This is a genomic window from Gardnerella sp. KA00255 (assembly GCF_049244095.1).
Classification (GTDB): Bacteria; Actinomycetota; Actinomycetes; order Actinomycetales; family Bifidobacteriaceae; genus Bifidobacterium; species Bifidobacterium vaginale_F.
In genome coordinates, this window is record NZ_CP058374.1 from 566,092 (window position 1) to 591,625 (window position 25,534).

Below are 25,534 nucleotides of genomic sequence, written 5' to 3' on the forward strand. Positions count from 1 at the left end.
TGGATTGAGAGAACTCCAAGTATAGCTACACTTTTTTGAGTGCACACTATGGATATTGGGTACACCTTTTAACAATAGGAAAAGCTATCGTCAAAAAGTTTAAGATGGTTTATCTCGCTGAAATAAATATATTGCTTTCAATTGCTTGCGTATGCTTGCAACTATTTTGTAAAATAAGCACAGAAAGGATGCAAACACAATGACAAACACGAACGCTGTATATGCAAGAATCGATACAAATCTTAAAGAAAACGCTGAAAGCATATTGAGCCAACTTGGAATAACACCGTCTTCTGCGATTCAAATGCTTTACAGCCAGATTGTTTTACAAAAAGGCATGCCATTTGAACTTCGCTTGCCAACTAATAAGCCTACTGCTTTAGGCAGCTTAACAAGAGCCGAGTTGGATAAAGAATTACAAAAAGGCATCGACTCTATTTCAACTGGCAAACAATACAGTGCAGATGAAGTAGACCAATTCTTCGCTAAGGAATACGGCGTATGAGCACAACCTATAGCGTCATTTATTCTCCGCAAGCGTTCCTTGATCTCACTGAGCTATACGAATACATTCGCTTTAATTTACAAGTTCCTAAAACGGCGGAAAAACAAGTCAACCGCATTAAGCATGCTATACGTTCTCTTGAGACTATGCCTATGCGATATCAGCTTGTTGAGTGGGAGCCGTGGTTATCTATGGAAATACGAAGAGTTCCAGTCGACAACTACACTGTTTTCTACCAAGTAGACAAAAACCAAATGACTGTAACAGTTATTCGCATATTCTACTCAGGCAGAAATATAGAAAGTATTGTTAACGACCCAAACAATTAATACGCGATTTGGGCTAGAAAAGTACGGGTAATGTATCTACACTTTTTTGAGTGCACACTATTGATAGTGGGTGCACTTTTTAACGATAGGAAAAGCTATCGTTAAAAAGTTTAGATTAGGGTTATTCCCCAAAATGTGTGTACAGAATTTCTGGTTTTTGTTCTTATTTGAGGCGTGTTAGGTGTAGTACATGCTTAAAAAGCATGTATGAAGAACAGGTCTTGCAATAATCATGTTTGTGGTGTATGCGGTAACTGCCTAGTTAGTAGATATAAATAGTGAGAAAGAAATGTCGTAATAGCAGCTATTATCGAATCCTAACAGTACTTGGCAAACGGTGTCCTATTGACAAATTCATAGATGATTACGCGAAAGATGAGCGCAATACGCTAACTACACGCCGACTAATAGACACACTTTTGGGCCGATTACCCTTAGTTTCCCCTACACGCACGACAGAATAAATCGGGCTTGACACTGCAAAATCATTCACAAGCATCAAGCCCAATACGTCAATTGCCGATCATTGCAACCATTTTGGATTCACAGCTGGAATTCCCGGATATAAACTCGTATTTTTCTGAGCTGTCAAATAGAGAAAATCTTTATTAACTTTTATTTTTTTCAATAATTTTCCAGTCTTCCTATCAAATCGTTCGATAACGAAATCTTTCAAATCAGAGGTATCGATAATCGATGGTATACGAACTATTTCATGGTTTCCTACCAGCAAACGATAGTTGACGCCAGCTGACGACTCTTGACGCGTAGCTTTATCTAACAATCGGCGAAGAACACCTGTTTGCGTATCAAGAGTAAACACTCGTCCATTCTCGGTATCAACAATATGAAGAAGCTTTTCATCGTATGCCTGTGCGTTTATGTAGCCAGCAATCTCATAAGAGACTGTGGTCGGACCATACAACACTTGACCTTTGCTGTTCTTCAATGGAATTGTTGTTATTTTACCAGTTTTCACATCCCATCGCACAAGAAAATGTTCCTGAATAGCTTTAACATCATCAGCAGAATCGCTGTGTTCTACTGCCATATCCTTTGTGCGAGCAGACGATGGACCATACGAATATAAGAAAGTAATCACACCATTGTTGCATCGTGGGCTATAAGCAGCATCAATTACTCCTGTAGATTCATTTTCTCCTTGATATAATTGCTCACCCACCATGTCTTTTTCATGGTGCCGCGATACCTCATTTAGGCCAACATTTGCTTCATTGACCATGCGATACAATACAACTTCATGCTTGTCTGTTTGAGCAATTGCATACGCTTGATTGCCACAGGTAGAACAAGTTTTAATAAATAGGCTCTCTGAAAATCGTATTGTTTGCTGCTTACTCTCACCTTTAGAAGTCGTAGAAAGAATCTTATATGTTGTTTTACCTCTATGCTTCATCATGCTTTCGTCATACAGATCAACAAAACCGCCATTAGCAAGAGAAAATGCAAAATTCTGACGTTGCACCTTTTCTATAGAGTTTACTGTAGGTTTTTTAGCGTTCACTGGTATGAAATAACTATCATGGGAATCTGTATAGTGAAGCGCCTCAGTATTCCAAATTGGCGTTTGGCCTTCTATATTGCTCACCGTATGCAGCTTAAAACTGCCATCTTCATAAACAATTGACATAAATGCGTTGCCATTGGGAACAAGAGATGTCTGAGGGTTATGCAGCGGGATTGCAACAACCGCATGCTGCAACCGAAGATTTTCAAATTTCTCCGAATGAGCAGATATTGTATATTCTGTCGATAAAGCCCAATGAAAGAGACCTATAGTAACGGCTGCAATTACAGCAATTATACCTATGACCCCGAAAATCCAGACTACTACTCTATGAGTTTTATTCCCAGTTGTGCTTATTATATTTTTCACAATATTTCTTTCTCTATAAGAAGGCATACTATGCATCTTTACAATAGTAAAACACCTTGCTCTTATGGTATGCTTCTATGAAAAAATATGCAATACTCTTTTACGTGCCATCGCCATCCATACGCCAGGAGATCGTCGAATCCGCCATCCGCAAGTCAATGTATTGAATCAACGCTTCGATTTGGCACGACTGCTTCATCTTGGTGTCGAGTGTGTAGACAGATTCGTGCTCGTTCGCTGGAATTGGTCAAAGCATGTTTTTGCTCGGAAACACACCGATTTTTGCCCTTATACGTTCTCGGAAAAGTTCAAAGGATATGTTACTACCTATGATATGCAAATCCGTAGATTTGACGTTCGTTTCAAGACTTCGCTCTGAGGAAATAAGTCCGAAATCCCATCGTCTCGACATACCTATTCGTGAAACCAAAACTATACATTGAATGTCCGTTTTCCTCTATTCGATATATGGTTTCTGTCTCCAATGGTCGCTTTTTAATCCTCAATGTTCACTTTTTTATATTTCTGGTTCCTGCTGTTTGGCTTATCTGGTATCGTCATTTCTATTTTTCCTGCACTAAGCAAAGGAACAAGATACCTTTCTCTGAAATTCTTGCTATCCGTAAGGACAAGGTAATCCATCATCTCACGCTTACTTCGCGGTGTACTGCAAAAATCAATTAATCTCAATAACCTTTGTTCCAAATCTTGGGGGGTGACTTGATGGGTATCTTGAGGGACGACTTGTGGGGTACCTTGGGTAATCGGCCCGACCTTGGCAGTTGCCGCCTCAGAAAGAGGAATCACTGTCGTAAAAACATCTGCCTCTGTAAAGACAGGCTCTCCACCAGAATACATCTTCGTGTATTTATAGCTGTTGCGCATACCGCTTCCCAGTTCGTCAGCAAGACCGATCTCACGGAACACTTTTGCTATCGGCGGATTCTTTGCAAATGGCTTGAATGTTTTCAGATTCAAGTTTCCGTGCCCATGCGGATTGAGAGAACTCCTAGTATAGCTACACTTTTTTGAGTGCACACTATGGATATTGGGTGCACTTTTTAACGATAGGAAAAGCTATCGTTAAAAGGTTTAAGATTGGCTTAATAGCTTAATTATTAAGCATAAAAAAAAACAACCTAGAGAGGATTACCCCTAGGCTGACTTTTGTAACATTTCAAACGCTCACATTCTTTTGGCTTTTACGATGCCCTTTCAATATCCACACTAATCTCTGATTTAAAAGTTACGCTGAACTTGTCCTCGTAAACTTTTATTTTCTTGATGTACTTTCTTACTAGCTTCTCGTCATACTCACTAATATCGTGACGTTCACTTTTCAGAAAATCTTCCATTTCTCTGATTCGTATTTTAGCATCTTCTTGACCTGCTTTTTCTATAAGAAGCTGCTGTTTCTTAACTTTAAGCTCATCAATCTCGTTGACAGTTTTCGTATATAGTTTCATTACGTGTTGGATACAATGAAACCTTAGCTTTGAACTCTGAAACTTTAGCCTTGAAACTCTGAAACCTTTTTAGGCATCAAAAAAGACGGTATTACTACCGCCATTATTTACACATAACGTATTTAGATTTAGATTTCTATTTCATAGAAACTTGATCCTTGCTAAGCTCTACAAACTGGGATTTGTTGTAGTTATCTCCCATTTTCTTTAATTCCATATGTAATACACAAACAAATACTATCTCAATAATACATGCCGCAACAGCAACCGTTGTCCCGTTTAATGCACATCCTAAAATCAAGGAAATCATCGGAATGGAAATTGCAGCAACTGTGTATCCCTTTGATTGATACAACCATGAATACGGCAGTAAATGTGCTCCAAACACCATAGCGTATACCATAATCATCTTTCCCGGAACCGCACTAAACACCCACATAACGATTAATAAATAAATCATTTGATTTAAGGTGAAAATGAAGCCTAATTGTCCAAGTGGATTTTGTTTTGAAAAGATATCCACCTTTATAAGTTTACCAATGAGCCAAGCAAGCGGTAATAATGGGCATGAACAGCAAAATACCAATAAATTTTTCATATCCATATTGATATCTAAAACTGACACAAGTACTATCAGAAGCCATATAATCACCGATGCCATGATAAATGGCAATCCTTTTTTCTGCTTTATGATGATATCATTCCTCAATTCATCTAAGCTCATTGATTTCTCCTTCAAATGCTAATTTACACAATCTGATATTCCACGTCGTGGCAGTGTAAAGGGACTACGGTAATCAATCCAAAACATAAGTGTTTCAAGTATCAAGGTTTGAGACTCCGCTTTAGACTTCTGATTTTCTTCTCCCTCTCCACCGAATTCAATGATCATTGCTACGACATCAACGCGTATTCTGTGCCTTTCGAGACTCCGATAAGCGTAATTGTATCATGATCTATGTTTTCATAATCTATGTAAGAGAGTACATCTTCGAACTGCTCTAATGGTATCCTGGCTAATGTTTTCGACTGATTGTTCTGTCCGAACATAAACAGAAATAATGTTTATGTAACGATCTCTTGCCATAATAGTGGGATTCATTAATATCTTTCATCTGAAATTATATGCTCTATTCCACTATGCTCCGATTTAAGATATTCTTTCATAAATGTAGGGTAAGCCTTGCACTTATCAAGCTCATCTATAGGTAACCAATGCATTGTCTCTTTAGCACCTGACTCTGTAGTACTATGGCTCGTAAAATCTTTTTTGCCCAGGGACTTCATCATGTAGTAGAGTGTAATCTCATGGAAGTCTACTCCATCTAAGCTAGAGCTACCGATGAATAAGTTCTCGTGTATGACGGCAAGGTGATCGACCTCGTAATTAAGACCTGTCTCTTCAAATACTTCTCTCTTTACGGCTTCTTCTGATGTCTCACCCATGTGAACCGCTCCGCCAACTGAGTAGTAATAGTCGTCCTCATCATTTCCTGCAAATAGCACACAACCTTCTTCTACTATGATGGCTGCTGCTCTATATCTAAATGCTTTTTTATCGTTAATAAATCCGCAATTATGCTCCATAACTTTTTCCACTATAATTTTCCTCTTTTCTATTCTTTTGATCCATTTGATTTTGTTTAATTTTATTCTCTTGTCAACAACGCCACAGTCTCGACTTGGATTGAGAGAACTCCTAGTATAGCTACACTTTTTTGAGTGCACACTATTGATAGTGGGTGCACTTTTTAACGATAGAAAATATTGCCAAAAGTTTAATTGCCATTTACAACTTTCTCAATATCTCTTTTCCCATAAAGCACACGAGAAACCATAACCTCATGCTTTTCTTCAAAAACAAAATAAAAAATAAGAAAATTATCACACGCCATGAACCTTAAACCTCTACTTCTCCATGGCTCAAAACTAACTAAACGATGCGCAAGAGGAAACTCATCAAGACTCAATATTGCTTTCTCCAACCTATTTACCTGCCCCTGCGCGTTTTTCAAAGACAGTAAATTAAACGCAATATAAGCGTAAATACCGCGCAAGTCTTCTTCAGCCTCACGCGAAATGTGCACCGCGTAAATCATAAATCAAATTCCCTATGCAATGACGCAAAAACCTTATCCGCAGGCTTCACATCACCAGATAAAACCGACTTATAACCCTTTTCCAACTCATCATTCAACTCACCTTGAGTCATAGAACTCACATCACGCGGCTCTCTATAACCCAATTTCACATCAAAAGGAAGCCCCTGCTGTAAAACAACCTGCTTATAAAACATGGTAATAGCACTCGAAGGAGGAAGACCCAAAGAATTCAATATATACTCTGCCTGCTCTTTTAACTCCGGATCAATACGAGTATACAAGTTAGCTGTTTTCGCCATACAATCACCCCTTATTTCTTACGATGATTATACAACATTGCATTGGCATTGCAATGTCATTGCATTAACATTAGCATTAGACAAATCATAGTGAGAATCAAGAATATCTCGCGTAACAAAGAGATACAATTCATCCTTATTCATATAGTTTTCTGGTATACGAACTCTTCCCGAGACACAGCTACTGTTTCACAATGATACGACGCAGCTTATTGCAATTTTTTAATTGATTCACTTTCAGACAGTATCCTCATTTGTTCAATAGCTATTGCATTTAATTTCTCCAATCTTTCAGATTGACTCATACCTTCATTTATAAATACCGCATTAAGATTCTCAAGATTAGAAAGGCAAACAAGCTGAGATATATCTGCATAATCTCTAATATTGCCTTTTAAATCCGGATTTTCATCACGCCACTCTTTAGCTGTTATTCCAAATAAAGAAACATTAAGAATATCCGCTTCATTTGCATAAATAAAATTGATTTTTTCTTTTGAAAGTTTATCTGGTACAAGTTTGTTCTTAATGGCATTTGTGTGAATTCTATAATTGATTTTTGCCAAATTTCTTTTAATATCCCATCCTAACTTCTTCTGTTCTTCTTCCTTTAGACGTTCAAATTCTTTGATTAAATATAATTTAAAGTACGGCGATACCCAAGAGGCAAACTCAAACGCTATATCCTTATGAGCATAAGTTCCACCATATCTTCCCGCTCTAGCAACAATACCGATAGAATTGGTTTTCCCCACCCATTGCTTAACAGATAATATAAAACGGTTAAGTCCTGCTTCATTTTTAATTCCCTCGAATTCGATGGAATTAAAATTCGTGTTATACATTTCTTCCCAAATACCTAAAAACTCTATTGTATTCTTGTTCCTAAGCCACTTTTCAATCAAAGCAGAACCGTTATCAATATTTCTAACCATATCCGTTAAAGAAATATAATCTCTATTGCCAATGGCAATAATGCTGATCTCTGAACCTTCAACATTTATTTTAGACACCTAACTACCTCTCAATCATCCAACTTCACTCATTTAACAAATCATAGAAAGTACGCTCATCAATAATTTCTATATCTTGCCCCTCAAGCTTGAGCTTTTCTGCTTTCTTATGCTTTGAAGACTTCTCACCTTTAAGAATTGCATTGTAATCATTATCCCCAAGTATCAGATAGTTAGTCTGCTTAGTCACACTATTATCTAAGACACCGCCAAGATTCACTACAAGCTGCATCGCATCCTTGCGAACCATTTTCTCAAGCTTACCAGTAAAAACCACGTGCCGATTATAGAAAAACCCATCTTTATCAACAACCACTTCATCAGGCTTAATTGCTTTGATATCTATCCCTTTACCACCGTGACTTCCGCTAGCAGGCCATAAATCTTCAATTACTAGATTCTTCTCAGCCATGCGTGTTTTAACAGCATCATATAATTCTTTCGTCGCAATACAATCAGCTAAAGCACGATGCTCATTATTATGCAAACCCAAATAATCAGTTAAATCAGAAAGCCTGTGATGCTTCAACTCAGGATACAGTTTACGAGCAAATTGCATCGTATCCATATACTGATTAGACAATTGAGTCTTAAAACCCTCATTCAAAAAACGCATATCAAAAGAAGTATTGTGCCCAAGAATAATATCCTCACCAATAAATGAAAGCACAGCCGTTTTCACATCAGCGATAGACGGCATACTCTCCAACATGTCATTAGTTATTCCTGTTAACGCTGTAATAAAACCATCTACTTCTACACTCGGTTTAACCAGCTGATCATAACGGTCTACTATTTCATTGTTCCTGACCCTTAAAATACCAATTTCAATAATTTCATCGTAATACGCAGATAAGCCGGTCGTTTCGGTATCTAACACACAATAATCATCAATAATCTGCCTAGTATAGTTAGTATTCCCGCTATACATAAAATACCCCCAACCCCCAAAAACGATTATTATAATCCAATTATAAAGAAGAACTTTACGCTAACAACTCATATCACAATTTTTCTCTAACAACTCATATCACAATTTTTCTTGAAACAATATTATCGAATATTCCCGAATCACTTAAAACTACAATTTTTCAAAAAATATTCAACCCACCCTATACCAAAATCTCTAACATACTACAAGCAAACCCAACATAAACAACGCGAGAAGTAAGCTTAAAGCCGCCATACGCTAAACCTTTTAACGATAGCTCTCGCAAAACCTTGCTATACAAAGGCAAAACGCAGGAACTAAACTGCGCACATAGTATGTGTCATCAAAACACTATTTTGAAACAGTCACGATTTGTAAAGGAGCGCTACTGATTCTGTATGGATTGAGAGAACTCCAAGTATAGCTACACTTTTTTGAGTGCACACCATGGATAGTGGGTGCACCTTTTAACGATAGAAAAAGCTATCGTTAAAAGGTTTGCCAATTATTAACAAATCCCAAATGCTTCAAATCCACTAACGGATATTTATCAATTATCTTTGATAACTTACTAGAAAATTCCTTGTAATGTTCATTTTCAGGTTATAGGCCAAAAATCAAAAGACCCGACTTGGTCCGCATTGTTAAGAGGCGCGTCGGGTACTGTCATTTATATATGCTACACCAATGAAAGTATTTTATTAAATCTTTCAAACTAGCACAAATTTTTTCTTTCTAACAAGATTATTTAGTCTTACACTCACCTTCATGAACACAAACAAATGTCAGAACGAAAACGCAACTTATCACCACACACTAAATATCTTGCCCTTTATGACTTGATGACATGTATTTCACGCACCGCGCTTTCCAATCATCTTCACGAACGCAAGCAAACGCATCCGTTACAGACTGCAAACCTAAACTTTTAACATACTTACAAGCAATATTAAAACTATTGTCAACGCTAATCTCTTCATTTACCAGCAAACTATACTTTGCATACACAGCAGGAACAGCAGAGCCAATATCATCAAATAGAAAAGGATTCATATCACTTAAAAATGAAGCCAATTCTTCACTTTTATTTTCTTTCCAATAATGATTTAACGCGTAATAAATCATAGAAAACAATTCAAACTTATTCACAACTATTCCTCACGCGAATCATTATTTAATATTTCAACAAATCCTTACAAGCTAGCAAACACAGCTTTCGTATACAACTGGATATCTCTAGGAGAATTCATACCATACTGCTCTTTAATTTTCATAAAATAATCCCCAATCATCTGTTTATCAATAATCTTATTTGAAGAAGCACCATCTGGAAGATCTCCCCTAGTATTGATCCACGGAGACTCATTGTGTGTGAAGTCTTCCAAAATCTTTCCACTATAACAACAAATATTTCTGATCACACTATCTAAAATAGCCTTCTCCTGAGCGGTAAATATAGAAGAGTCAAATGATTCGACCTTTGAAATCGGATCAAAATGATAATCCGAATACCTCGCATAAATATCCCTGTAAACAGGCCCATGAGCCCAAGCTTCACAATCCTCAACAAAAATGTACTTTTTGAAGAATGCATAGAAGAATCCTTGGATATAATAAAGACTCTTCTGCAACGCTAATGGCGTGATATCCTCGCACTGATTTAAAAGATATGCAACAACTTCACTTATCTTCCCATCAAGCATGCCATTATTACCAATCAAAGCTGTAACAGCTTTATAACTTTTCTCGTAAGTCTGCTGAGAAATCAATCGACCCTTATTTTCTTCCAAAATACTCAGATAATAATCAGGATCATCAAATAGTCGATTCAAAGTTTCAGAATATTGCCGAGTCGGTATATCGCCATCCGCATAACGAGTAAACGTGTGCTCTCCCCATCCCAAAAGTATTGATAGTGGACGCTTACCAATATCATAACGTTCAGGAATTGCTCGAATCTTTTCAAGAGAAACGATACCATTCTCTTTTCGATAAACATCATAAAGCGCTTTCAAATTAGATCCACTAATTTCTTCAACATCTACATATGCTCCACAATTAGCACACTTTGCTTCCATGCCAACATAGTGATACTGAACACCACGAATAGTTCCAGTCATCTCCTTTTCTTCAACAGTATATGAAACTTCATCTCTACATTCTTCACAAAATACAACTTTTACACTCATAATAATTTCTCCTTTAAAACTCTCTATCTAAACAAATAACTAATAGGCCTATTAAGCTTATGGAAAGAGATCACAATTGTTCTTCTTCCATTCTTACCTTTAATCACGTTAAACTTCGTGTATATATCTACCAACTCTTGTTTTCCCAACGCATTAGCCAATGTTATTCTAGGAACAAAAACATAAAGAACTTCGCGCTCATATCCTATCTTCATATTTTGCAGACTATGACAAAAATCATCAACTGAAATTTGCATTAAGATTTCTTTTCGCTTCTTTGGATAAATGTTATATTCGTTGATGAAATTTATATTCTCCTGACGATTTTCATTCATTGCGATATTAAAACGACCAGCATTAATACATTCTTTTATCATCGAAAGAACATCTTCAATCTGCTTTCTAGTGTAATTTTGATTATAGTACGGATTCATGCTTCCCCCTAACCCCTTCGTGTACTATTGTACTAAAAATTGTTCAGAAAATCAAGAGGTTTGTACTAATTAGTACATTGTGATATTAGAATTGTTACAGCTGCTCAGCACGACTCATTCTAACGTAAACAATCGCGAGGAACTGGCTTAAAGCCACCGTACGCTAAACCTTTTAACGATAGCCCTCGCTAAGCCTTGCTACACAAGAGCAAAAATGCAGGAACCGGTCAGCGTACTAGACACGCAAACACCTTTTAATTCAGTGCGATTTGTAAAGGAGCGCCACTGATTCTGTATGGATTGAGAGAACTCCAAATATAGCTACACTTTTTTGAGTGCACACTATGGATAGTGGGTGCACTTTTTAACGATAGCTTTTTCTATCGTTAAAAGGTTTGAGATTGGCTTGATAACACGTTTACATTACAATTTGTTCCAGTTGCTTAGCCTGGTCTCTCCTCACGTAAATAACCGCGAGTATTTGAACTTCTTTTCTACTCTCATCAACACAAAAATAAACGTAATAATTTTTTACGCGTATTCTTCTAAAACCAAGCTCACACCACGGCTGCTCACTAATTAACTTCACACGATAAGGCATCGTCTGTAAAGACATCATTTCCGACTTCAACAGCTCGAGCATTCTTTTAGCCACTATCGGTGCTTGTAACTCCGTGGCGATATATTCTCGAATAAGTGCAAGATGCTCTTTCGCCTGACGAGTGACTTTTATCTTATACTCATCCATTAAAGACCTCGTTCAAGCTCTTCAAAAACATCATCTATCGGATAACTATCACCACGAACCGCCTGATCATAACCTTTAGCCATCAACGCGTTAAACGTTTTCTCATCCATATCATCTTGTGCTGGAAGAGACTTTGGAATAGTAAGCGAAAACGGAATACCCTTATTAAGAATGATTTGACGATAAAACATGTCAATAGCAGTAGCCCTAGGAATTCCAATCGTTTCCAGAATCTGCTCCGCCTGCTGCTTAATATTTTCTTGTATTCTCACATTCACATTCGCTGTTTTAGTAACTGCCATATCAATCAACCTCCATACACACATCATAAAATACTGTATCGCATATTGCAACACAATTACATGAATGGGATTTTTCGACTGATATATACACTTTCAATATTCACACTAAGCATTTAGTGCAAAATATTACTATTTCTTCTTATAACCTATAGCAACATTACCTGTTTTATTAAGTCCCGGTACTTTAAGAACATCAGAACTTGACTTGTCTTTTAAATCAAATCTCCCAACCAAAAATAAAGCTTTAAGCCCTGGACCAGGTAAATTGAAAGATGAGTCAACTAACTTGATACGCTTATCTCCAAGAGTTACTTTAGACAAATCATAATGAGAATCAAGAATATCCCGTGACACAAAGAGATACAATTCATCCTTATTCATATAGTTTTCTGGTATACGAAACTCTTCCCGAGACACCGCTACTGTTTCCCAATGATACGACGCAAACTCCGCCTTATCCTCACCATCGGCACATCCAGCAAGAGAAAAGAGAGAACCTATCAGCAGAAGCATAACAAGACAACTTTGAAAAATGGTTTTACAAAAAATAGTTTTACTCCTCATAACACCATTACCTTCCTTTTCTCTAACACGACTTTGTATCAAATAATCATAAAACAGACTATTAAGTAAACAAGATCTACCATTCGCTCTGATTACTGTAATAATCTTAATAAACATATTATTTTTTTTATCGATTTGTCTAGATTATCGACACTAATCTCTTCATTTACTAGCAAACTATAATTTTCATAAAAGCAAGGTTCGAAGAAACAGAAGAACCAGAAGGATCAATATCATCATGCTCGTTTAACGCTTCCAACAATATCTTGATAATAGATAAATAAGATAAGCGCCCCTGCTTAAACTACCACACCTACCGCCAGAATAAACATATACGACTTCAAAAAGCCATAGAATACCTGAACACATAGGCTCCAAATTCTAAACATTTTTCATTAGATTTTATTCTTTGATAGCGCCTCCAACATTTTCTTTCTTTTTTGCAATGCAGATAAAATAGTAAAAAATACAAGAGAAAAAACAAATAGAACTAGAAATATTAAGGTTAATATCCATGGGTTTTGTAATCCAAATCCCACCATAATAGACCCTGAACTTGTTTCATGCGCATCAAAAAACACGCTACCAAAAAGGCCCAGATGATGACCCATTTCCCTGCCTTTTGTAAACATAAGTATGATTACTGTTGCAGCTGTTAGAACTGCAGTTAAAATGAAAGATAGGGTTATTGCACTAATAATTTTCTTAAACATATTCATAATATTCCTTCATTTGTGTTGATTTTATACCCATTATTGAGTGAAATATGCACACCGCGCCAATAGATAACCATAATAAAACTGTGATGTTCCCAGGTATTTGCCAAACAAATATCGTAAAAGATATTAAAATTACAAGGCATAGTGCAGTAATCATTCCAACCAAAACAGAAAACGGATTATGCTTTTCCGCAGGAAAGAAAATACTAATAGCAATAGATGCTATAAGTGTAATCATACAAATGAATATTGTTTTTCCTACTTCTGCAAGATTAAGTCCTTTTATAGAACTTATTGCTAATACAGGAACACCTATTACAGATTCAGCTAAAGCATATGGAGCAAATAGATATAAGTACAGCCGACATGGACTCAACTTATGGCGATAAGTCTTATGTATAGCTTCTGTCGTTGGAAGAGCATAAACAGCCTGAGTAGATATAATAGCTAACCAATATGGGGGATAATATCCATGTATACCAAGTACAACAATAGATAAAGTTATAACAAAAAATGTAGCTAACAGAAACTCACCACTACGCACTATAGCTTTCAGATGGATAATGAAAAGACTATGAGAATTTCCAAGTGGAATTTTGAAGAAGTATTTCCAGCGCGAATGTTGATTAGGCGCCACAATAAGAATGACTAAAAGCACAATCACAGCAGAAATAAGAAAAACAACCCCTGCTGTTAAAACACCAAACTTATCATATATCAGAACAAAAAATCGAGAGAACCCATAGTAGGTTCTGCCTTCATAGAACGCGTCAAGAAATCTATTGGATTCACGTTGTACATACATATAAGCACTGAATAGTATGGATCCAAAGAAGCAAGGTATCAGAAAGCTTCTCCATCTCTCTACGTGAAAAACCTGTAGAAATCTATCAAATCCAAGATATATAACGTCCAACAATAAATAAAGAATTACTACTTGACCAATAATTCCAAAAAAAATTTCTGGGAATGTTTCACACCCTCCACGTATTGCCATCGAGAATGTCATAGGGCCAGATACAAGCGAAACACAAGATAATACTGTTATAGCTTCAAATATTGTGTAAGCTAAAATTCTCTGCTTATTTGTTACAGGAAGAGTATGCGTTAATTCAATGAGCTTATCTGCCTTCATGAATAAAACACGTATAATTATGAAAAACAGTAAAACCCACAGTCCTACAGTCATCGAAATGCTTTGACACACAAGAGATACCGCTTTACTGCTGAAAACCATTCCACGTACAACAATAAATGTTAGGAAACAATAACCAGCATAACTTGCCAAAGCTGTAAAAAACAGAAGAATTTTTGCACAACTAGATTGCATAACCTTGTGTAAAAACAACCTTCTAGCAAAGAACAGAAACAGAAAACGAACTAGCCTGAGAGTATTAGTATTCACTACCCTCACCGCCCAATTGTGGAATATTTGCTTTGACAAATGCATCTATAGATCCATATTTTGACACTAAAGCTCTGCACTCTTCATATACCAAAATTTCACCATGACTCATTAGTGCAATATGATCAGCAATTCTTTCCAGCATTGAGAAGTTATGGGTACAAAGAAGAACGCCATTCTTTTCACAAACCATATTGCGAATATCAACTTCAAAGTTATAAAGAGCTTCAATGTCAATACCATTAGGAGTTTCATCAATCATAGTTAGAGGGCGAGCAACCATTATTGCAGCGATTAGCTGAACCTTTTTCCGCATGCCATGTGAATAATCCTCTATCAAGTCATCCCAACGATGATCCATCTGATATCTACTAAAAAGTCTTTGAACCTCTAATATGTCACATTGCATTCCATACATATTATGTATGAAACGCAAATATTCTAAACCCGTCAAAAACTCAGGTAAATAGTCATTAGACGCAAGAAGAATTGAATCCTTCTTTGCTTCCTTAGTTGTACTAAGATTCCCACAAACAGTAATCTCTCCCGATCTTGGTTTTATAAGATCACCAGACAATCGAATAAGAGTGGATTTTCCAGATCCATTAGGCCCAATAAGACCAGTGACTCCACCAAAATCCACAGAAAACGAAAGATTTTTTACCACTTCGTGAGCACTATTATATCCAAAGGATAATCCCTTTATTTCTAGCGCTTTTAGCTCGTTCTCTCCGGACATAAACAAAACCTTGCTTCAACAGTCTATCTGCATTCAGTATATACTGAGGTGTACCAAGTGTGTAATTAGATTAAAAGAAAGCATACATGCACACTGAAATATAACAGTATAAGCTAGTTAGCCCAAAGAGGTAAAGCCTGCCAATGATCAGGTACCCCCGTTCGTTCGAAAGGGATAATCTTATTGTGGGGAAATGTTTCAAGGGTATTGGCTAAAAGATTACCGCCTTCTAGTCCTAATTGGACGTGAAGGAATTTAATAATACTTATCTGCCCAAATAACCTGTGCGTAAGAGTGTTTACTGGCTTCATAAGCTCATGGTCTATTGGTTTTGGCTTGATATCAAAACCACGATTAAAGAGCCGAGCATGATGAGCAGAAAGATTACGCAATATGTTCAAAGATTTCAGTGCTGATTCTAGCTGCGGAGCTGTCATAGCACACAAATTCGCAATCTCATTGCGAACCTTGTTTGGGCTAAACCGATACAAGTGGGATAGCATACCCCAGTCCATGATTTCAACTGCAACCCACACTGGTAATTGCCCGACATATTGATTGCGATGATGCGCTACAAAGTCTTCTTGTGAGTTTCTCACAGCTTCTGTATATTTAGAAAGCCACACTTCATGTTGGGTTTTATGCGTATTCTTTTTGTCAGCTTCACGCGCAACAGCATTAAGATTCTTAACGTGTATATGCACAAGTGGATCCACTTTCCCCAAGTGGTAACCCAAAAGAGCACGCAAAGCCAGTTCTATAGGCGCAAGGGTTGTAAACACGGCACTTCTAAGACGAGCATCAAACTCATACAATTCAGTACACAAATCCAAAGATGTACCAGGCTGGAAATTATCTGTGGGTTTGCCAGAATTAACATCAATAATGCGTGCCGAATACCAGTATCCAGAAGTCGATAGTAGTTACGCGTCTTAAGTATGTGACTTGCTTGTGTGGTATTTTGGATTTCCATGCCACGTGAGAGTAATAGCTTTACTTGATCTTCATAACTTTTATGGGGCTTAATCGGCTTACTGGTCACAACTTCTCCCAACGAAAAGGACCAGCCCTGGACTCCCACCGAAGCAGGTAGCGGAACTGGTCTTGTTGATTGTTATGGTAACACGCACCTTTGTCAATCGCGGGTAAGCAGCAAAAAAGTGTGCCTAAAACCCAAGTTTTTGTTGAAATACCAAGGAAAACTCGCTGTCGTTAAGCTAAAAAAACTTAACATTCAGCATTACATGACATTTTCGTAAACATGTACTCGCGCATTCAGGCGTATACAACCGTTTTAGACGTACTATATTTCTCTCATTAATATCATATGTTTAAAACCTCTTTAGCACTCATGATTACGAGAGTTTAGAGCATATTTAACGAGTGGATTGCAGGCATACGTTTTATTATCACTTCAAACATTTATAAACTATATAGCATATTCACTTACTGCAATAAAGCGATATTTCACTCAAGACACACCGATCAATAGACATACTTTTTGGCCTATAACCCGATTACCCTAACTAATCACCGGCTAAACAGGACGGACATTGAGCCTGACTTTAAGATTCATAAAAAGAAGTGACTATTACTGACAGAGATCAGTAATAGTCACCCAACGTGAGATATTCAACTATTGACTTGAACCAAACAAAATTCAATCAGTCTTTCGAAGGACAGTCTTAAGCGAGATTACTGTGACACCAATAGCAAAAGAGGTAAAACCAATTCTAATAGCAAGTGTGCCATCCCATATTAAGGCAAGCAGCATCGCGATTAAGGCAACCGTCAAGCCGAATGTCGCTACTTCACGGCAAAAACGAACGAGCTTGTCCATTATCCTTAAACACCTCCTCATGCACATACTAATAATAAAGTTTCACTTTACCTTTTGAGCTATATTTTACCACTTCACAAGGTGGGTGCAAGGTGGGTGCAAAGTGGCGAATCGACTTGCATGAGCGATTAAAACATAATTCGCGAATGCACATCGATTCGCTGAGCTTGCTCAAAGTTGAAAGCACAGTGTGCTTTCAACGCAAGCGAAGTACGTTAACATCCTGTACACTCAACCCTACACCGTTGATATCTTCACCCATACAGCCAAAACACGCTCAAAAACCACAAGAACTCAGCCTAAAGCCGCCACTCACTAAACCTTTTAACGATAGCCCTCGCTAACCCCTGCTACACAAGGACTAAAATGCACCCACCTAATCAGCCTCCTGCATCTTATAGCACAGTGAAGCGCCGTGACGGTGGGAAGCACCACTTATTTTTCTCGTTTGAGTTTGAACATAAAAATAGCAGATAAAGGGAAGGAAATAAATTTACACCAAAGTTAGGACTTGACCTATGAAATAATTAATCGTTCTATTTTCAATCAATATATAGAGACCGAGTCCAATAAACACGACAGGTACAATTACTTTTTCGTACTTTTCCACAGTCTCTCCGATAGCAGAAATTGAGGCGAGATTTTGAGATAATTTGCATAGAATCAAAATCCCTAAGGCAAATATTACTAAACTTATACTAATCTCAATCAAACTCTTTCCTGTAAAATAAGGGATATAAATTCCTAAATTATCTCCACCCATTGCCACTGTTAAACTTGTAAATGCTAAGATTTTTGATCCATTTCCGGTAATTTTCCCCTCGATATCTTCTTCATCAATATCTTCATCCACAAAAATTGCTCTTATACCAAGACCTAGCGGAATTAGACCAAGGAGTCCGATAATCCAATCTTGTGGAATAAAATTTAAAAAGTAAGCGGCAATAAGACTAGCCAGTACAAGCAGTCCTGTACCTAAATACTGCCCTACATAAATTGATTTCAAACCTTTCTTTCCTTGACTAGCGAATAAAATAGTCAAAACAACTAAGTAGTCAATGGATGTAGAAACAAAAACTAATAAAGCGGATACTATTGTTTCCATTATTCCTCCTTTCAAAATGTTAAATTTTTTAGACAAGGGGGTGCAAAGTGGCGAATCGACTTGCATGAGCGATTAAAACATAATTCGCGAATGCACATCGATTCGCTGAGCTTGCTCAGAGTTGAAAGCACAGTGTGCTTTTAACGCAAGCGAAGTACGTTAACATCCTGTGCACTCGACCCTAGAGCGTCGACATGTTTCCTCATACAGAAAAATCGCACTCAAAAACCGCAAGAACACAGCTTAAAGCTGCTTCGCATTAAACCTTTTAACGATAGCCCTCGCGAACCCCTGATACACAAGGGCAAAAATGCACCCACCTAATCAGCCCTTGACATCAATACGACACTCTCGACGTGGATTGAGAGAACTCCAAGTATAGCTACACTTTTTTGAGTGCACACTATGGATAGTGGGTGCACTTTTTAACGATAGGAAAAGGCTATCGTTAAAAGGTTTACGTTTGCTTAATAGCTTGAGTTTAGCATAAAAACAGCCTAGAGAGGATTCCCCCCTAGGCTGAGTTTTGTAACATTTCAAATGCTCACATTCTTTTGGCTTTTACGATGCCCTTTCAACATCAACACTAATCTCTGATTTAAAAGTTACGCTGAACTTGTCCTCGTAAACTTTTATTTTCTTGATGTACTTTCTTACCAGCTTCTCATCATATTCACTAATATCGTGACGTTCACTTTTCAGAAAATCTTCCATTTCTCTGATTCGTCTTTTAGCATCTTCTTGACCTGCTTTTTCTATAAGAAGCTGCTGTTTCTTACCTTTCAGTTCATCAATCTCATCAGCTATTTTCGTGTAGTCTTTTTTAGCTTTAAGCAAGGTTAGTAGTATCGCTTGTTTGTTTGCAATTTTTTTATCAACCGTTTCAATCTCGCTTAAGTTGTTGCCCGCGATAATTTCTCTAATATTGTTATTCAACGTATCCAATACTTCATCCGGTATACTAAACACCTTGTTTATGGCTTTCACTGTAGCAGACTGCAGTTCGTTCTCTTGTACTGTCGGAGCATCGCAAGCACTAGGACCATTTTCCACTCTGGTGCAACAACGCCAGACAACAGAATGCACTCCTCGATTGTTCCAAGCAATTCTTCTGTAAACATCCCCGCATTTAGAACAAACACATAGGCTGGATAGAGCGTACTTGCTGGAATAAACTCTCCTTTTTTTATTCTCCTCACCGCTAAACATGTTGGCTCGTCTTACCATTTCTTCTTGAACTTTAAAGAAAATATCTCTTGGAATAATAGGCGTGTGACTATCTTTGACATAATACTGTGGTTCTGTTCCATCATTTTTTATACGAACATGGTTGATAAAATCTGTCGTGATGGTTTTTTGTAAAAGAGCATCACCAATATATTTTTCGTTTTGCAAGATGCCTTTAATATTAGATAAATTCCATTTTAAATGCCCGGCACCGTTTTTAACACCGTCTTTTTCAAGACCCTCCGCTATATCTCTAAGACTTGCTCCTTCTAAATATTCTCTATAAATCCTTCTTACAACTTTTGCTTCCTGTTCAAGAATTACAAGATTCCCTTCATCGTCTTTTGTGTATCCTAAAAACCAGTTATGGTTGATTTGCACTTTGCCTTCCTGGTAGCGGAACTTAAGTCCAAGCTTCACATTCTGAGAAAGCGACGCGGATTCCTGTTGAGCTAAAGAAGCCATGATAGTAAGCAATAGTTCTCCGCTTGCTTCCATGGTGTTGATGTTTTCTTTTTCAAAAATGATCGGGATGTTTTTGTCTTTCAACTGTCTAACAAATTTTAAACAGTCGATAGTGTTTCTCGCAAAACGGCTAATCGACTTAGTGATAACCATGTCTACTTTGCCACTCATGCAATCGTGGATCATGTCGTTGAAACCGACACGTTTTTTCGTGCTGGTTCCTGAAATACCGTCATCAGCGTAGATGCCGGCAAACTCCCAGAGAGGATTTCTTGAAATATAATCCGTATAATGCTGAACTTGCGTGTCATAACTTGTTGCCTGTTCTTCACTGTCAGTACTAACACGACAATACGCTACTACTCTTAACCTCGGCTTATCTTCATGCTTATCTACCGTATTCCCCGCTATTTTTCTTGGTGGAATAATTGTAACGTTGGCATTCATTTTACACCTCCTTGATTTGACTGTACGCGTATACTGCTTGCCGATAAGGATCATCGTATTTCTTTTCTACCTTTTCTAACTGGTAGCTTGTAATAAGCCGAATTTCCTTTATTGGCTTAGGCTCTTTATAACGATGATTCCTGATAGCATTCTCATGCCTTATTTGTTGCACTTGTCTAAACATATCCTCATCGATAATCTGAGGATAAAACTCTGTTCCTAAATACAATTTCTTGCTAAGAATTTTGCCCGTGACTGGCCAATCCCTTTTTATACCTGATTTTTTAGCAGCTTGAGAAATATTTTTAAATTCAAGATAGAAACGAAAAAACTCTCTTACTTTTTGAGCTTCTTTTTCGTCTATAACCGCTTTACCGTCTACTATTCGGTAACCATATGGGATGTGTGCCATGTTTCTTTCACCTCTTCTTCTAATTCCAATCCGCATTTCAAATGAAAAATAAATTCTGTTCTGCTTTTAACTACGACATCGTCTACAAAATCCAGAAAATCCTCGTCCTTAAACTCGCTAAACACTTCTGTGACGATTACGAACCGTTGAAGTTTTTGTGCCTCGTTTAAGTGCGTTAAGTTACCGTTTAAACTGTTGGAAAGCTGAAGTTTTTCCTTAAGACAAGTATCCATTTCCGTTTTAAGCTGATTGCTTTCCAGATAGTAGGAATCCATCTCAATGTAGCCACCGGCTAAAAGCTTACTAAGTACTTGCTCTTGTTCTTGCAATTTAGCTATTTTTTCTTCGAGTTCGATAACTTTGTTCAAACCGTCTTTATTATTCACGTTTCTTAAGCTTTTTATGAAAGGCGTTAATATTTGAACGTATCCTGCTTTTAACTTGTTTAACATTTGCAGGAAAGAAATTTTAAGATAACTTTCCATAACAGACTTTTGTGAACAAGCATGAATATCTTCAAGATGCGTTATACAAACCCATATGCCATACGCCTTATTATGTTGATAAATTATTCGTCTTTTACACTTGCTTCCACACTCACCACAACGAATTTTACCTGAAAACGCATAAAGCTTATTGTACTTACCACTACCACATACTATGTTATTTTCACTTCTTCTCCACGCGATAATCTCTTTTACAAGATTAAAAGTTTCATGACTGATGATAGCCTCGTGATGGTTTTCAATAACATACTGTTTTTTCTCGCCACAGTTTTTATGACGGTTAAAACTATCATCCGTGTATGTTTTCTGAAAAACCACATCCCCTGTGTATGTTTTATTAGTCAAAACAGCGTTCACGGTACTTGAAGTCCAACTTCCGCCCTTTTTAGTTGGAATCTTTTTATCGGTCAATACTCGTGCTATTGCTTCTCCCCCCATGCCGGAAAGAGCCATGTTGAAAATTTCTTTTACTACCCTGGCTTGCTCGGGAACTATAATCATTTTCTTATTCTCGTTTTTATACCCATACGCAGGGCAGGGAATGACGAAGCTTCCATTTTCGAACCTTTTTTGGATTGACCACATGTTGTTTTCCGAGATGGATCTTGACTCGCTTTGCGCAATGGAACTCAGGATAGAAAGCATGAGCTCCGAACTCATATGCTCGGTATCAATGTTTTCTTTCTCAAAATACAAATAAATACCGAGACCGGTAAGTTTTCTAACTATTTCAAGACAGTCAACCGTGTTTCTTGCAAGCCTACTAATAGACTTTGTAACGATCCTGTCTATCTGACCGCTTTGACAGTCTTTAAGCAGTTGTTTAAGACTTTCACGCTTACCGATTTTCGTGCCGCTAATACCCTCGTCAAAGTAAAGCCCCGCATACTCCCAGCATGGATTAGACTTAATATAGTTTTCGTAATGCTCCTTCTGCACTTCTAGACTGAGAAGCTGCTCATCACTATCACTAGAAACTCTCGCATACGCTGCAACCCGCGTCTTTTTCTTAAAACCAGTTTTTCGTATTGTAGAGTCTATTTTTATTATTTCTTTCACTATTTCCCCTCACTTTCAGCTAATACTATTCATCACTCTAAAAGCAGTGTTTATCAAGCTTTTAACCCAATAATTCCTTGTAAAACGGGTGAAATTTTTCCCTGTTAAGACGGCTTATTTTTTCTTTTTCTTGCTCGCTGATAAGCCCTTTTTTAAAGAGTGAAACGGTAAGTTTTTCGGCTATTTCAAAACGAAAATCCGCCTGCATACTCTCTTTTGTCCAAGCCCTCGCTTTAACATCCTTTAGCCTGTGAACATCCTTACTGATTTGCATGATGCTCACCTCCAAAACGATGTTCTATATAGCAGGCGTGGCAGCAGTATTTTCGAGTCTTATTACCGTAAGAGATAAAAGAATTTTTGCAGTTAAGACAAGCACACTCATAGTTTGCCTGTCTTTTTACCAACTGTGTATGCTTACTCCACCACGTGTTTCTACACGCGTCAGAGCAGAAACGTTTAACTTTACGACCAGCATTCTGTTTAACAGGCTTAGCGCATAAATCACATAATTGAACGCTATTGCCAACATTTACGCCGCCAAGATTGTTGCGCTTACAGTAGCTTTTAACCGTATCAACTGAAAGATTTAACTGTTTAGCTATTTTCGTATAGCCAAACCCTTCACTACGAAGTTGTATGACTTGCTGTTTTTCTTTTATATTCATTTGCCTGTGCCTCCTTACATCACAGGCAAAGAAAAAACAGTGTTTTTTAACCTCTTGGCTTGATAATTTAACCTTAAAAAATAAAAAAAAGCCCGAGGATTGCTCCAATGTAGGAACAAGCCTCGGGCTTTACATGTTTCAAACTGTTTTATAAGAGTTCGTTTACTCGTTTTTGTACCGTATCATAATCGTATCCGGCTTGAGTTAGACGCTGTTTACGAGTGCTACCGTTACCCCAAGCGCCTCGGATTACTTCACATGCAAGCTCATCAACTGACTTTCTACAGGCTTTAACACCGAGAAGCTTATTAACTTTATTTTGCACGCTCGCATAATCGTATCCGGCAGAAGTTAAACGCTGTTTACGCTCATTTCCGTTACCCCAAGCGCCGTTAATAACTTCTCGCGCCACCTCATCAATACTCGAGGTGCGCGTAGCTTGGTCAGAGCCGCCGTTTTCACACCCGTTTAGGCCAGCGTTTTTAATAATGCTTGGATAATCCTTGTAAGCATAATCCATGTCAACTCTGCCGGCTACTCCAGGAACGCTGCCGTTTGACGAGTATTGCCAAAGACCATACGAGCCTTGATAACTGCAGTGCGTGTTCCACTGTGCTATCCACAAAGCGTAACGGTTTCTAACATGAGATGACACAAGATTATTAGCCACTGAAAGCGAAGTGTAAAAACCTGCATAATACCCGCAAGATTCAAGCTTGCTGCAAAAACTGGTAATTAGTGAATCGCAGAAAGCTCGCCCACGGTTAAGCTGGCTTTTTTCTTCCAAATCAAAGTAAACAGGATACTCAAAACTCTTACCTGAAAGCATGTTAGCACAGCTTTGAGCTTCTTCAGCTGCCTCAGAAGCAGAGTTTGCGTACGAATACCAGTAGGCTCCCACGTCAAGACCGGCTGTTTTTGCTTTACGATAGTTCTGTTCAAACCACTTGTCTTTGCATCCGATACCGTATCCTGCTCGAATGATCACAAACTCAACGCCGGATGCTTTTACCGCGTTGAAATCAATGTCACCCTGCCACTCTGATACGTCTATTCCTTTTTTACTCATGAGTATTGTCCTTTCTGTTCTTGTCGTGTAATTGTTCTAAAACGTTTTTTAATTTCTCAGGCACGGGAAGCCCCAGGTGAGCCGCGTTTTCGGTTAAAGATAATCCTTCGTTAGATAGGTAGAAGAAAATTACTGCGGTTCTCATCACGCTTCCTTGTTTCAAAACATGAAAATCTATAATGTTTGCTATGCCAACAAGCATAAAAATGAGCACCTTTCTAAAGATGCCCTTAAAACCAATGCTGCTAGACAGTTTCTTATCCGTGACCGCACACATCACGCCTGTAATATAATCCGTTACCACAAATAAAACGAGTGCGAGGATCAGCCCGTCGCATCCGCCTAAAAAGTATCCCAGCCAGCCGCCTACCAGTGTGAAAGCCAGTTGAGTACTATTCCAAAATCCTCTCATAATTCTCCTTACAAGTTTTCCTAACATTTGCCAGTACTCTTATAAAAACAAAAAGTAAAAGTAATAAAAAATGGCAGGCATGGTTTAACCCACACCTGCCCTAGCATTTCAGCATTTCAGCATTTCAGTATTTCAACTGATATTATTTTTTCAACACATGACTGCTACTTAACACATTCTTCAGCATCTTCACCTTTCCCAGCCGTTTCAGTTTTTTCAGTTTTTTCGGCTTTTATTTTCAAAATCTCGTCGTTAAGTTCGCGTTCTCTAGAATTAAAATAGTCTTCTAACTGTTTCACATACACTTCATATTCCATCGAGTTTTCCGCAATCACTGCCGAACGCATATCAGATAATACGCTTGCAACAATGCCTTCTATCATGTAAGTAGGTATTGGTATTTGCTTATTCAACTCGACTATTTTTTCGTTTAACTCAGCCTTATATTTTTGCACAGCTACCGCGTAGCTAATCGTCGGTTTCACCACTACTCTCCTCCAATCTTTTTTAGAATAATATCCAGCTTGTGGCTGATTTCGCATAAAATTTTCGTATTATCAACTACAGGTGTCGTAATACTTTCTGTCACGTCTTTTAAGCGCGTGCCTTTATTAGCCACTATTTTGTTTGTGTGAATAATTAGTTTCTCCATAACAAATTCTCCTCTACTTTCACTTAACGC

General features: G+C 37.7%; 31 protein-coding genes and 1 pseudogene. 2 read left to right on the plus strand and 30 right to left on the minus strand.

Features of this window, described 5'->3' with window-relative positions; genetic code table 11:
• Positions 1 to 199: 199 nt before the first annotated feature.
• Complete coding sequence (locus HXT51_RS02180) at positions 200 to 505, plus strand: type II toxin-antitoxin system RelB/DinJ family antitoxin (protein ID WP_353938800.1); 306 nt, start codon at positions 200 to 202, stop codon at positions 503 to 505.
• Positions 502 to 834, plus strand: a complete 333-nt coding sequence (locus tag HXT51_RS02185) for a type II toxin-antitoxin system RelE/ParE family toxin (protein WP_421776674.1) — start codon at positions 502 to 504, stop codon at positions 832 to 834. Before HXT51_RS02180 ends, HXT51_RS02185 begins: the two co-directional genes overlap by 4 nt.
• 523 nt (positions 835 to 1,357) lie before the next feature.
• Here HXT51_RS02185 and HXT51_RS02190 read toward each other — a convergent pair.
• From HXT51_RS02190 to HXT51_RS02335, 30 genes and pseudogenes are all read right to left on the minus strand, one after another.
• Complete coding sequence (locus HXT51_RS02190; RefSeq protein WP_421776675.1) at positions 1,358 to 2,443, minus strand: hypothetical protein; 1,086 nt, start codon at positions 2,441 to 2,443, stop codon at positions 1,358 to 1,360.
• A gap of 783 nt (positions 2,444 to 3,226) precedes the next feature.
• A pseudogene (locus HXT51_RS02195) lies at positions 3,227 to 3,724 on the minus strand (Fic family protein); the annotation flags it as partial.
• A 209-nt stretch (positions 3,725 to 3,933) separates the two neighbouring features.
• Positions 3,934 to 4,197 (minus strand): integrase, encoded by a 264-nt coding sequence (locus HXT51_RS02200; protein WP_103084292.1) that lies wholly within the window; start codon positions 4,195 to 4,197, stop codon positions 3,934 to 3,936.
• A gap of 136 nt (positions 4,198 to 4,333) precedes the next feature.
• Positions 4,334 to 4,921: a DUF7010 family protein gene (locus tag HXT51_RS02205; RefSeq protein WP_103084291.1), complete on the minus strand. Its 588-nt coding sequence runs from the start codon at positions 4,919 to 4,921 to the stop codon at positions 4,334 to 4,336.
• A 377-nt stretch (positions 4,922 to 5,298) separates the two neighbouring features.
• Positions 5,299 to 5,784: an NUDIX hydrolase gene (locus tag HXT51_RS02210; RefSeq protein WP_103084356.1), complete on the minus strand. Its 486-nt coding sequence runs from the start codon at positions 5,782 to 5,784 to the stop codon at positions 5,299 to 5,301.
• Between the two features lie 191 nt (positions 5,785 to 5,975).
• Positions 5,976 to 6,296: a type II toxin-antitoxin system RelE/ParE family toxin gene (locus tag HXT51_RS02215; protein ID WP_421776676.1), complete on the minus strand. Its 321-nt coding sequence runs from the start codon at positions 6,294 to 6,296 to the stop codon at positions 5,976 to 5,978.
• The gene (locus HXT51_RS02220) at positions 6,293 to 6,598 is read right to left on the minus strand and encodes a type II toxin-antitoxin system RelB/DinJ family antitoxin (RefSeq protein ID WP_004134770.1); all 306 of its coding nucleotides are present in this window, start codon (positions 6,596 to 6,598) and stop codon (positions 6,293 to 6,295) included. The genes HXT51_RS02215 and HXT51_RS02220 overlap by 4 nt, the downstream gene beginning before the upstream one ends.
• Positions 6,599 to 6,807: 209 nt before the next feature.
• The gene (locus HXT51_RS02225) at positions 6,808 to 7,611 is read right to left on the minus strand and encodes a KilA-N domain-containing protein (protein WP_421776677.1); all 804 of its coding nucleotides are present in this window, start codon (positions 7,609 to 7,611) and stop codon (positions 6,808 to 6,810) included.
• Between the two features lie 25 nt (positions 7,612 to 7,636).
• The gene (locus HXT51_RS02230; protein WP_421776678.1) at positions 7,637 to 8,542 is read right to left on the minus strand and encodes an exonuclease domain-containing protein; all 906 of its coding nucleotides are present in this window, start codon (positions 8,540 to 8,542) and stop codon (positions 7,637 to 7,639) included.
• A gap of 816 nt (positions 8,543 to 9,358) precedes the next feature.
• Entirely contained in the window at positions 9,359 to 9,691 is a 333-nt protein-coding gene (locus HXT51_RS02235; RefSeq protein ID WP_421776679.1) for a hypothetical protein, read from the minus strand.
• 44 nt (positions 9,692 to 9,735) lie between these two features.
• Entirely contained in the window at positions 9,736 to 10,731 is a 996-nt protein-coding gene (locus HXT51_RS02240; RefSeq protein ID WP_421776680.1) for a type II toxin-antitoxin system antitoxin SocA domain-containing protein, read from the minus strand.
• A 23-nt stretch (positions 10,732 to 10,754) separates the two neighbouring features.
• A complete protein-coding gene (locus HXT51_RS02245) occupies positions 10,755 to 11,165 on the minus strand; it encodes a hypothetical protein (RefSeq protein ID WP_415706463.1) in 411 nt (136 codons plus the stop codon).
• 418 nt (positions 11,166 to 11,583) lie between these two features.
• Positions 11,584 to 11,913: a type II toxin-antitoxin system RelE/ParE family toxin gene (locus HXT51_RS02250; protein ID WP_421776681.1), complete on the minus strand. Its 330-nt coding sequence runs from the start codon at positions 11,911 to 11,913 to the stop codon at positions 11,584 to 11,586.
• On the minus strand, positions 11,913 to 12,215 hold the full coding sequence (locus HXT51_RS02255) for a type II toxin-antitoxin system RelB/DinJ family antitoxin (RefSeq protein WP_207760327.1): 303 nt from the start codon (positions 12,213 to 12,215) through the stop codon (positions 11,913 to 11,915). The genes HXT51_RS02250 and HXT51_RS02255 overlap by 1 nt, the downstream gene beginning before the upstream one ends.
• A gap of 129 nt (positions 12,216 to 12,344) precedes the next feature.
• On the minus strand, positions 12,345 to 12,779 hold the full coding sequence (locus HXT51_RS02260) for a hypothetical protein (protein WP_421776799.1): 435 nt from the start codon (positions 12,777 to 12,779) through the stop codon (positions 12,345 to 12,347).
• 395 nt (positions 12,780 to 13,174) lie between these two features.
• Positions 13,175 to 13,498: a hypothetical protein gene (locus tag HXT51_RS02265; RefSeq protein WP_101890230.1), complete on the minus strand. Its 324-nt coding sequence runs from the start codon at positions 13,496 to 13,498 to the stop codon at positions 13,175 to 13,177.
• Entirely contained in the window at positions 13,485 to 14,903 is a 1,419-nt protein-coding gene (locus tag HXT51_RS02270) for a hypothetical protein (RefSeq protein ID WP_421776682.1), read from the minus strand. The genes HXT51_RS02265 and HXT51_RS02270 overlap by 14 nt, the downstream gene beginning before the upstream one ends.
• Complete coding sequence (locus HXT51_RS02275) at positions 14,893 to 15,642, minus strand: ATP-binding cassette domain-containing protein (RefSeq protein ID WP_421776683.1); 750 nt, start codon at positions 15,640 to 15,642, stop codon at positions 14,893 to 14,895. The genes HXT51_RS02270 and HXT51_RS02275 overlap by 11 nt, the downstream gene beginning before the upstream one ends.
• 113 nt (positions 15,643 to 15,755) lie before the next feature.
• Positions 15,756 to 16,529, minus strand: a complete 774-nt coding sequence (locus HXT51_RS02280) for an Abi family protein (protein ID WP_421776800.1) — start codon at positions 16,527 to 16,529, stop codon at positions 15,756 to 15,758.
• A gap of 773 nt (positions 16,530 to 17,302) precedes the next feature.
• Positions 17,303 to 17,482, minus strand: coding sequence for a hypothetical protein (locus tag HXT51_RS02285; RefSeq protein ID WP_004128517.1), 180 nt, complete (start codon positions 17,480 to 17,482; stop codon positions 17,303 to 17,305).
• A gap of 493 nt (positions 17,483 to 17,975) precedes the next feature.
• Positions 17,976 to 18,587: a CadD family cadmium resistance transporter gene (locus HXT51_RS02290; RefSeq protein ID WP_421776684.1), complete on the minus strand. Its 612-nt coding sequence runs from the start codon at positions 18,585 to 18,587 to the stop codon at positions 17,976 to 17,978.
• A 561-nt stretch (positions 18,588 to 19,148) separates the two neighbouring features.
• The gene (locus HXT51_RS02295) at positions 19,149 to 20,726 is read right to left on the minus strand and encodes a recombinase family protein (RefSeq protein ID WP_421776685.1); all 1,578 of its coding nucleotides are present in this window, start codon (positions 20,724 to 20,726) and stop codon (positions 19,149 to 19,151) included.
• A gap of 1 nt (position 20,727) precedes the next feature.
• A complete protein-coding gene (locus HXT51_RS02300; RefSeq protein ID WP_421776686.1) occupies positions 20,728 to 21,138 on the minus strand; it encodes a DNA recombinase in 411 nt (136 codons plus the stop codon).
• On the minus strand, positions 21,108 to 22,703 hold the full coding sequence (locus HXT51_RS02305) for a recombinase family protein (protein WP_421776687.1): 1,596 nt from the start codon (positions 22,701 to 22,703) through the stop codon (positions 21,108 to 21,110). The genes HXT51_RS02300 and HXT51_RS02305 overlap by 31 nt, the downstream gene beginning before the upstream one ends.
• A gap of 61 nt (positions 22,704 to 22,764) precedes the next feature.
• The gene (locus HXT51_RS02310; RefSeq protein WP_019260894.1) at positions 22,765 to 22,977 is read right to left on the minus strand and encodes an SHOCT domain-containing protein; all 213 of its coding nucleotides are present in this window, start codon (positions 22,975 to 22,977) and stop codon (positions 22,765 to 22,767) included.
• Positions 22,964 to 23,371, minus strand: coding sequence for a helix-turn-helix domain-containing protein (locus tag HXT51_RS02315; protein ID WP_421776688.1), 408 nt, complete (start codon positions 23,369 to 23,371; stop codon positions 22,964 to 22,966). Before HXT51_RS02315 ends, HXT51_RS02310 begins: the two co-directional genes overlap by 14 nt.
• A gap of 148 nt (positions 23,372 to 23,519) precedes the next feature.
• On the minus strand, positions 23,520 to 24,440 hold the full coding sequence (locus tag HXT51_RS02320) for a GH25 family lysozyme (protein ID WP_421776689.1): 921 nt from the start codon (positions 24,438 to 24,440) through the stop codon (positions 23,520 to 23,522).
• A complete protein-coding gene (locus HXT51_RS02325) occupies positions 24,433 to 24,852 on the minus strand; it encodes a phage holin family protein (protein WP_421776690.1) in 420 nt (139 codons plus the stop codon). The genes HXT51_RS02320 and HXT51_RS02325 overlap by 8 nt, the downstream gene beginning before the upstream one ends.
• A gap of 164 nt (positions 24,853 to 25,016) precedes the next feature.
• Entirely contained in the window at positions 25,017 to 25,340 is a 324-nt protein-coding gene (locus HXT51_RS02330) for a toxin (protein WP_421776691.1), read from the minus strand.
• Complete coding sequence (locus HXT51_RS02335) at positions 25,340 to 25,504, minus strand: hypothetical protein (RefSeq protein WP_019260890.1); 165 nt, start codon at positions 25,502 to 25,504, stop codon at positions 25,340 to 25,342. Before HXT51_RS02335 ends, HXT51_RS02330 begins: the two co-directional genes overlap by 1 nt.
• Positions 25,505 to 25,534: the final 30 nt, after the last annotated feature.

Coding starts and splice junctions, on each gene's coding strand:
- HXT51_RS02180 (WP_353938800.1), top strand. CDS start 200: ATGACAAACACGAACGCTGTATATGCAAGAATCGATACAAATCTTAAA.
- HXT51_RS02185 (WP_421776674.1), top strand. CDS start 502: ATGAGCACAACCTATAGCGTCATTTATTCTCCGCAAGCGTTCCTTGAT.
- HXT51_RS02200 (WP_103084292.1), bottom strand. CDS start 4,197: ATGAAACTATATACGAAAACTGTCAACGAGATTGATGAGCTTAAAGTT.
- HXT51_RS02205 (WP_103084291.1), bottom strand. CDS start 4,921: ATGAGCTTAGATGAATTGAGGAATGATATCATCATAAAGCAGAAAAAA.
- HXT51_RS02210 (WP_103084356.1), bottom strand. CDS start 5,784: ATGGAGCATAATTGCGGATTTATTAACGATAAAAAAGCATTTAGATAT.
- HXT51_RS02215 (WP_421776676.1), bottom strand. CDS start 6,296: ATGATTTACGCGGTGCACATTTCGCGTGAGGCTGAAGAAGACTTGCGC.
- HXT51_RS02220 (WP_004134770.1), bottom strand. CDS start 6,598: ATGGCGAAAACAGCTAACTTGTATACTCGTATTGATCCGGAGTTAAAA.
- HXT51_RS02230 (WP_421776678.1), bottom strand. CDS start 8,542: ATGTATAGCGGGAATACTAACTATACTAGGCAGATTATTGATGATTAT.
- HXT51_RS02240 (WP_421776680.1), bottom strand. CDS start 10,731: ATGAGTGTAAAAGTTGTATTTTGTGAAGAATGTAGAGATGAAGTTTCA.
- HXT51_RS02245 (WP_415706463.1), bottom strand. CDS start 11,165: ATGAATCCGTACTATAATCAAAATTACACTAGAAAGCAGATTGAAGAT.
- HXT51_RS02250 (WP_421776681.1), bottom strand. CDS start 11,913: ATGGATGAGTATAAGATAAAAGTCACTCGTCAGGCGAAAGAGCATCTT.
- HXT51_RS02255 (WP_207760327.1), bottom strand. CDS start 12,215: ATGGCAGTTACTAAAACAGCGAATGTGAATGTGAGAATACAAGAAAAT.
- HXT51_RS02260 (WP_421776799.1), bottom strand. CDS start 12,779: ATGAGGAGTAAAACTATTTTTTGTAAAACCATTTTTCAAAGTTGTCTT.
- HXT51_RS02265 (WP_101890230.1), bottom strand. CDS start 13,498: ATGAATATGTTTAAGAAAATTATTAGTGCAATAACCCTATCTTTCATT.
- HXT51_RS02275 (WP_421776683.1), bottom strand. CDS start 15,642: ATGTCCGGAGAGAACGAGCTAAAAGCGCTAGAAATAAAGGGATTATCC.
- HXT51_RS02285 (WP_004128517.1), bottom strand. CDS start 17,482: ATGGACAAGCTCGTTCGTTTTTGCCGTGAAGTAGCGACATTCGGCTTG.
- HXT51_RS02290 (WP_421776684.1), bottom strand. CDS start 18,587: ATGGAAACAATAGTATCCGCTTTATTAGTTTTTGTTTCTACATCCATT.
- HXT51_RS02295 (WP_421776685.1), bottom strand. CDS start 20,726: ATGAATGCCAACGTTACAATTATTCCACCAAGAAAAATAGCGGGGAAT.
- HXT51_RS02300 (WP_421776686.1), bottom strand. CDS start 21,138: ATGGCACACATCCCATATGGTTACCGAATAGTAGACGGTAAAGCGGTT.
- HXT51_RS02310 (WP_019260894.1), bottom strand. CDS start 22,977: ATGCAAATCAGTAAGGATGTTCACAGGCTAAAGGATGTTAAAGCGAGG.
- HXT51_RS02315 (WP_421776688.1), bottom strand. CDS start 23,371: ATGAATATAAAAGAAAAACAGCAAGTCATACAACTTCGTAGTGAAGGG.
- HXT51_RS02320 (WP_421776689.1), bottom strand. CDS start 24,440: ATGAGTAAAAAAGGAATAGACGTATCAGAGTGGCAGGGTGACATTGAT.
- HXT51_RS02325 (WP_421776690.1), bottom strand. CDS start 24,852: ATGAGAGGATTTTGGAATAGTACTCAACTGGCTTTCACACTGGTAGGC.
- HXT51_RS02335 (WP_019260890.1), bottom strand. CDS start 25,504: ATGGAGAAACTAATTATTCACACAAACAAAATAGTGGCTAATAAAGGC.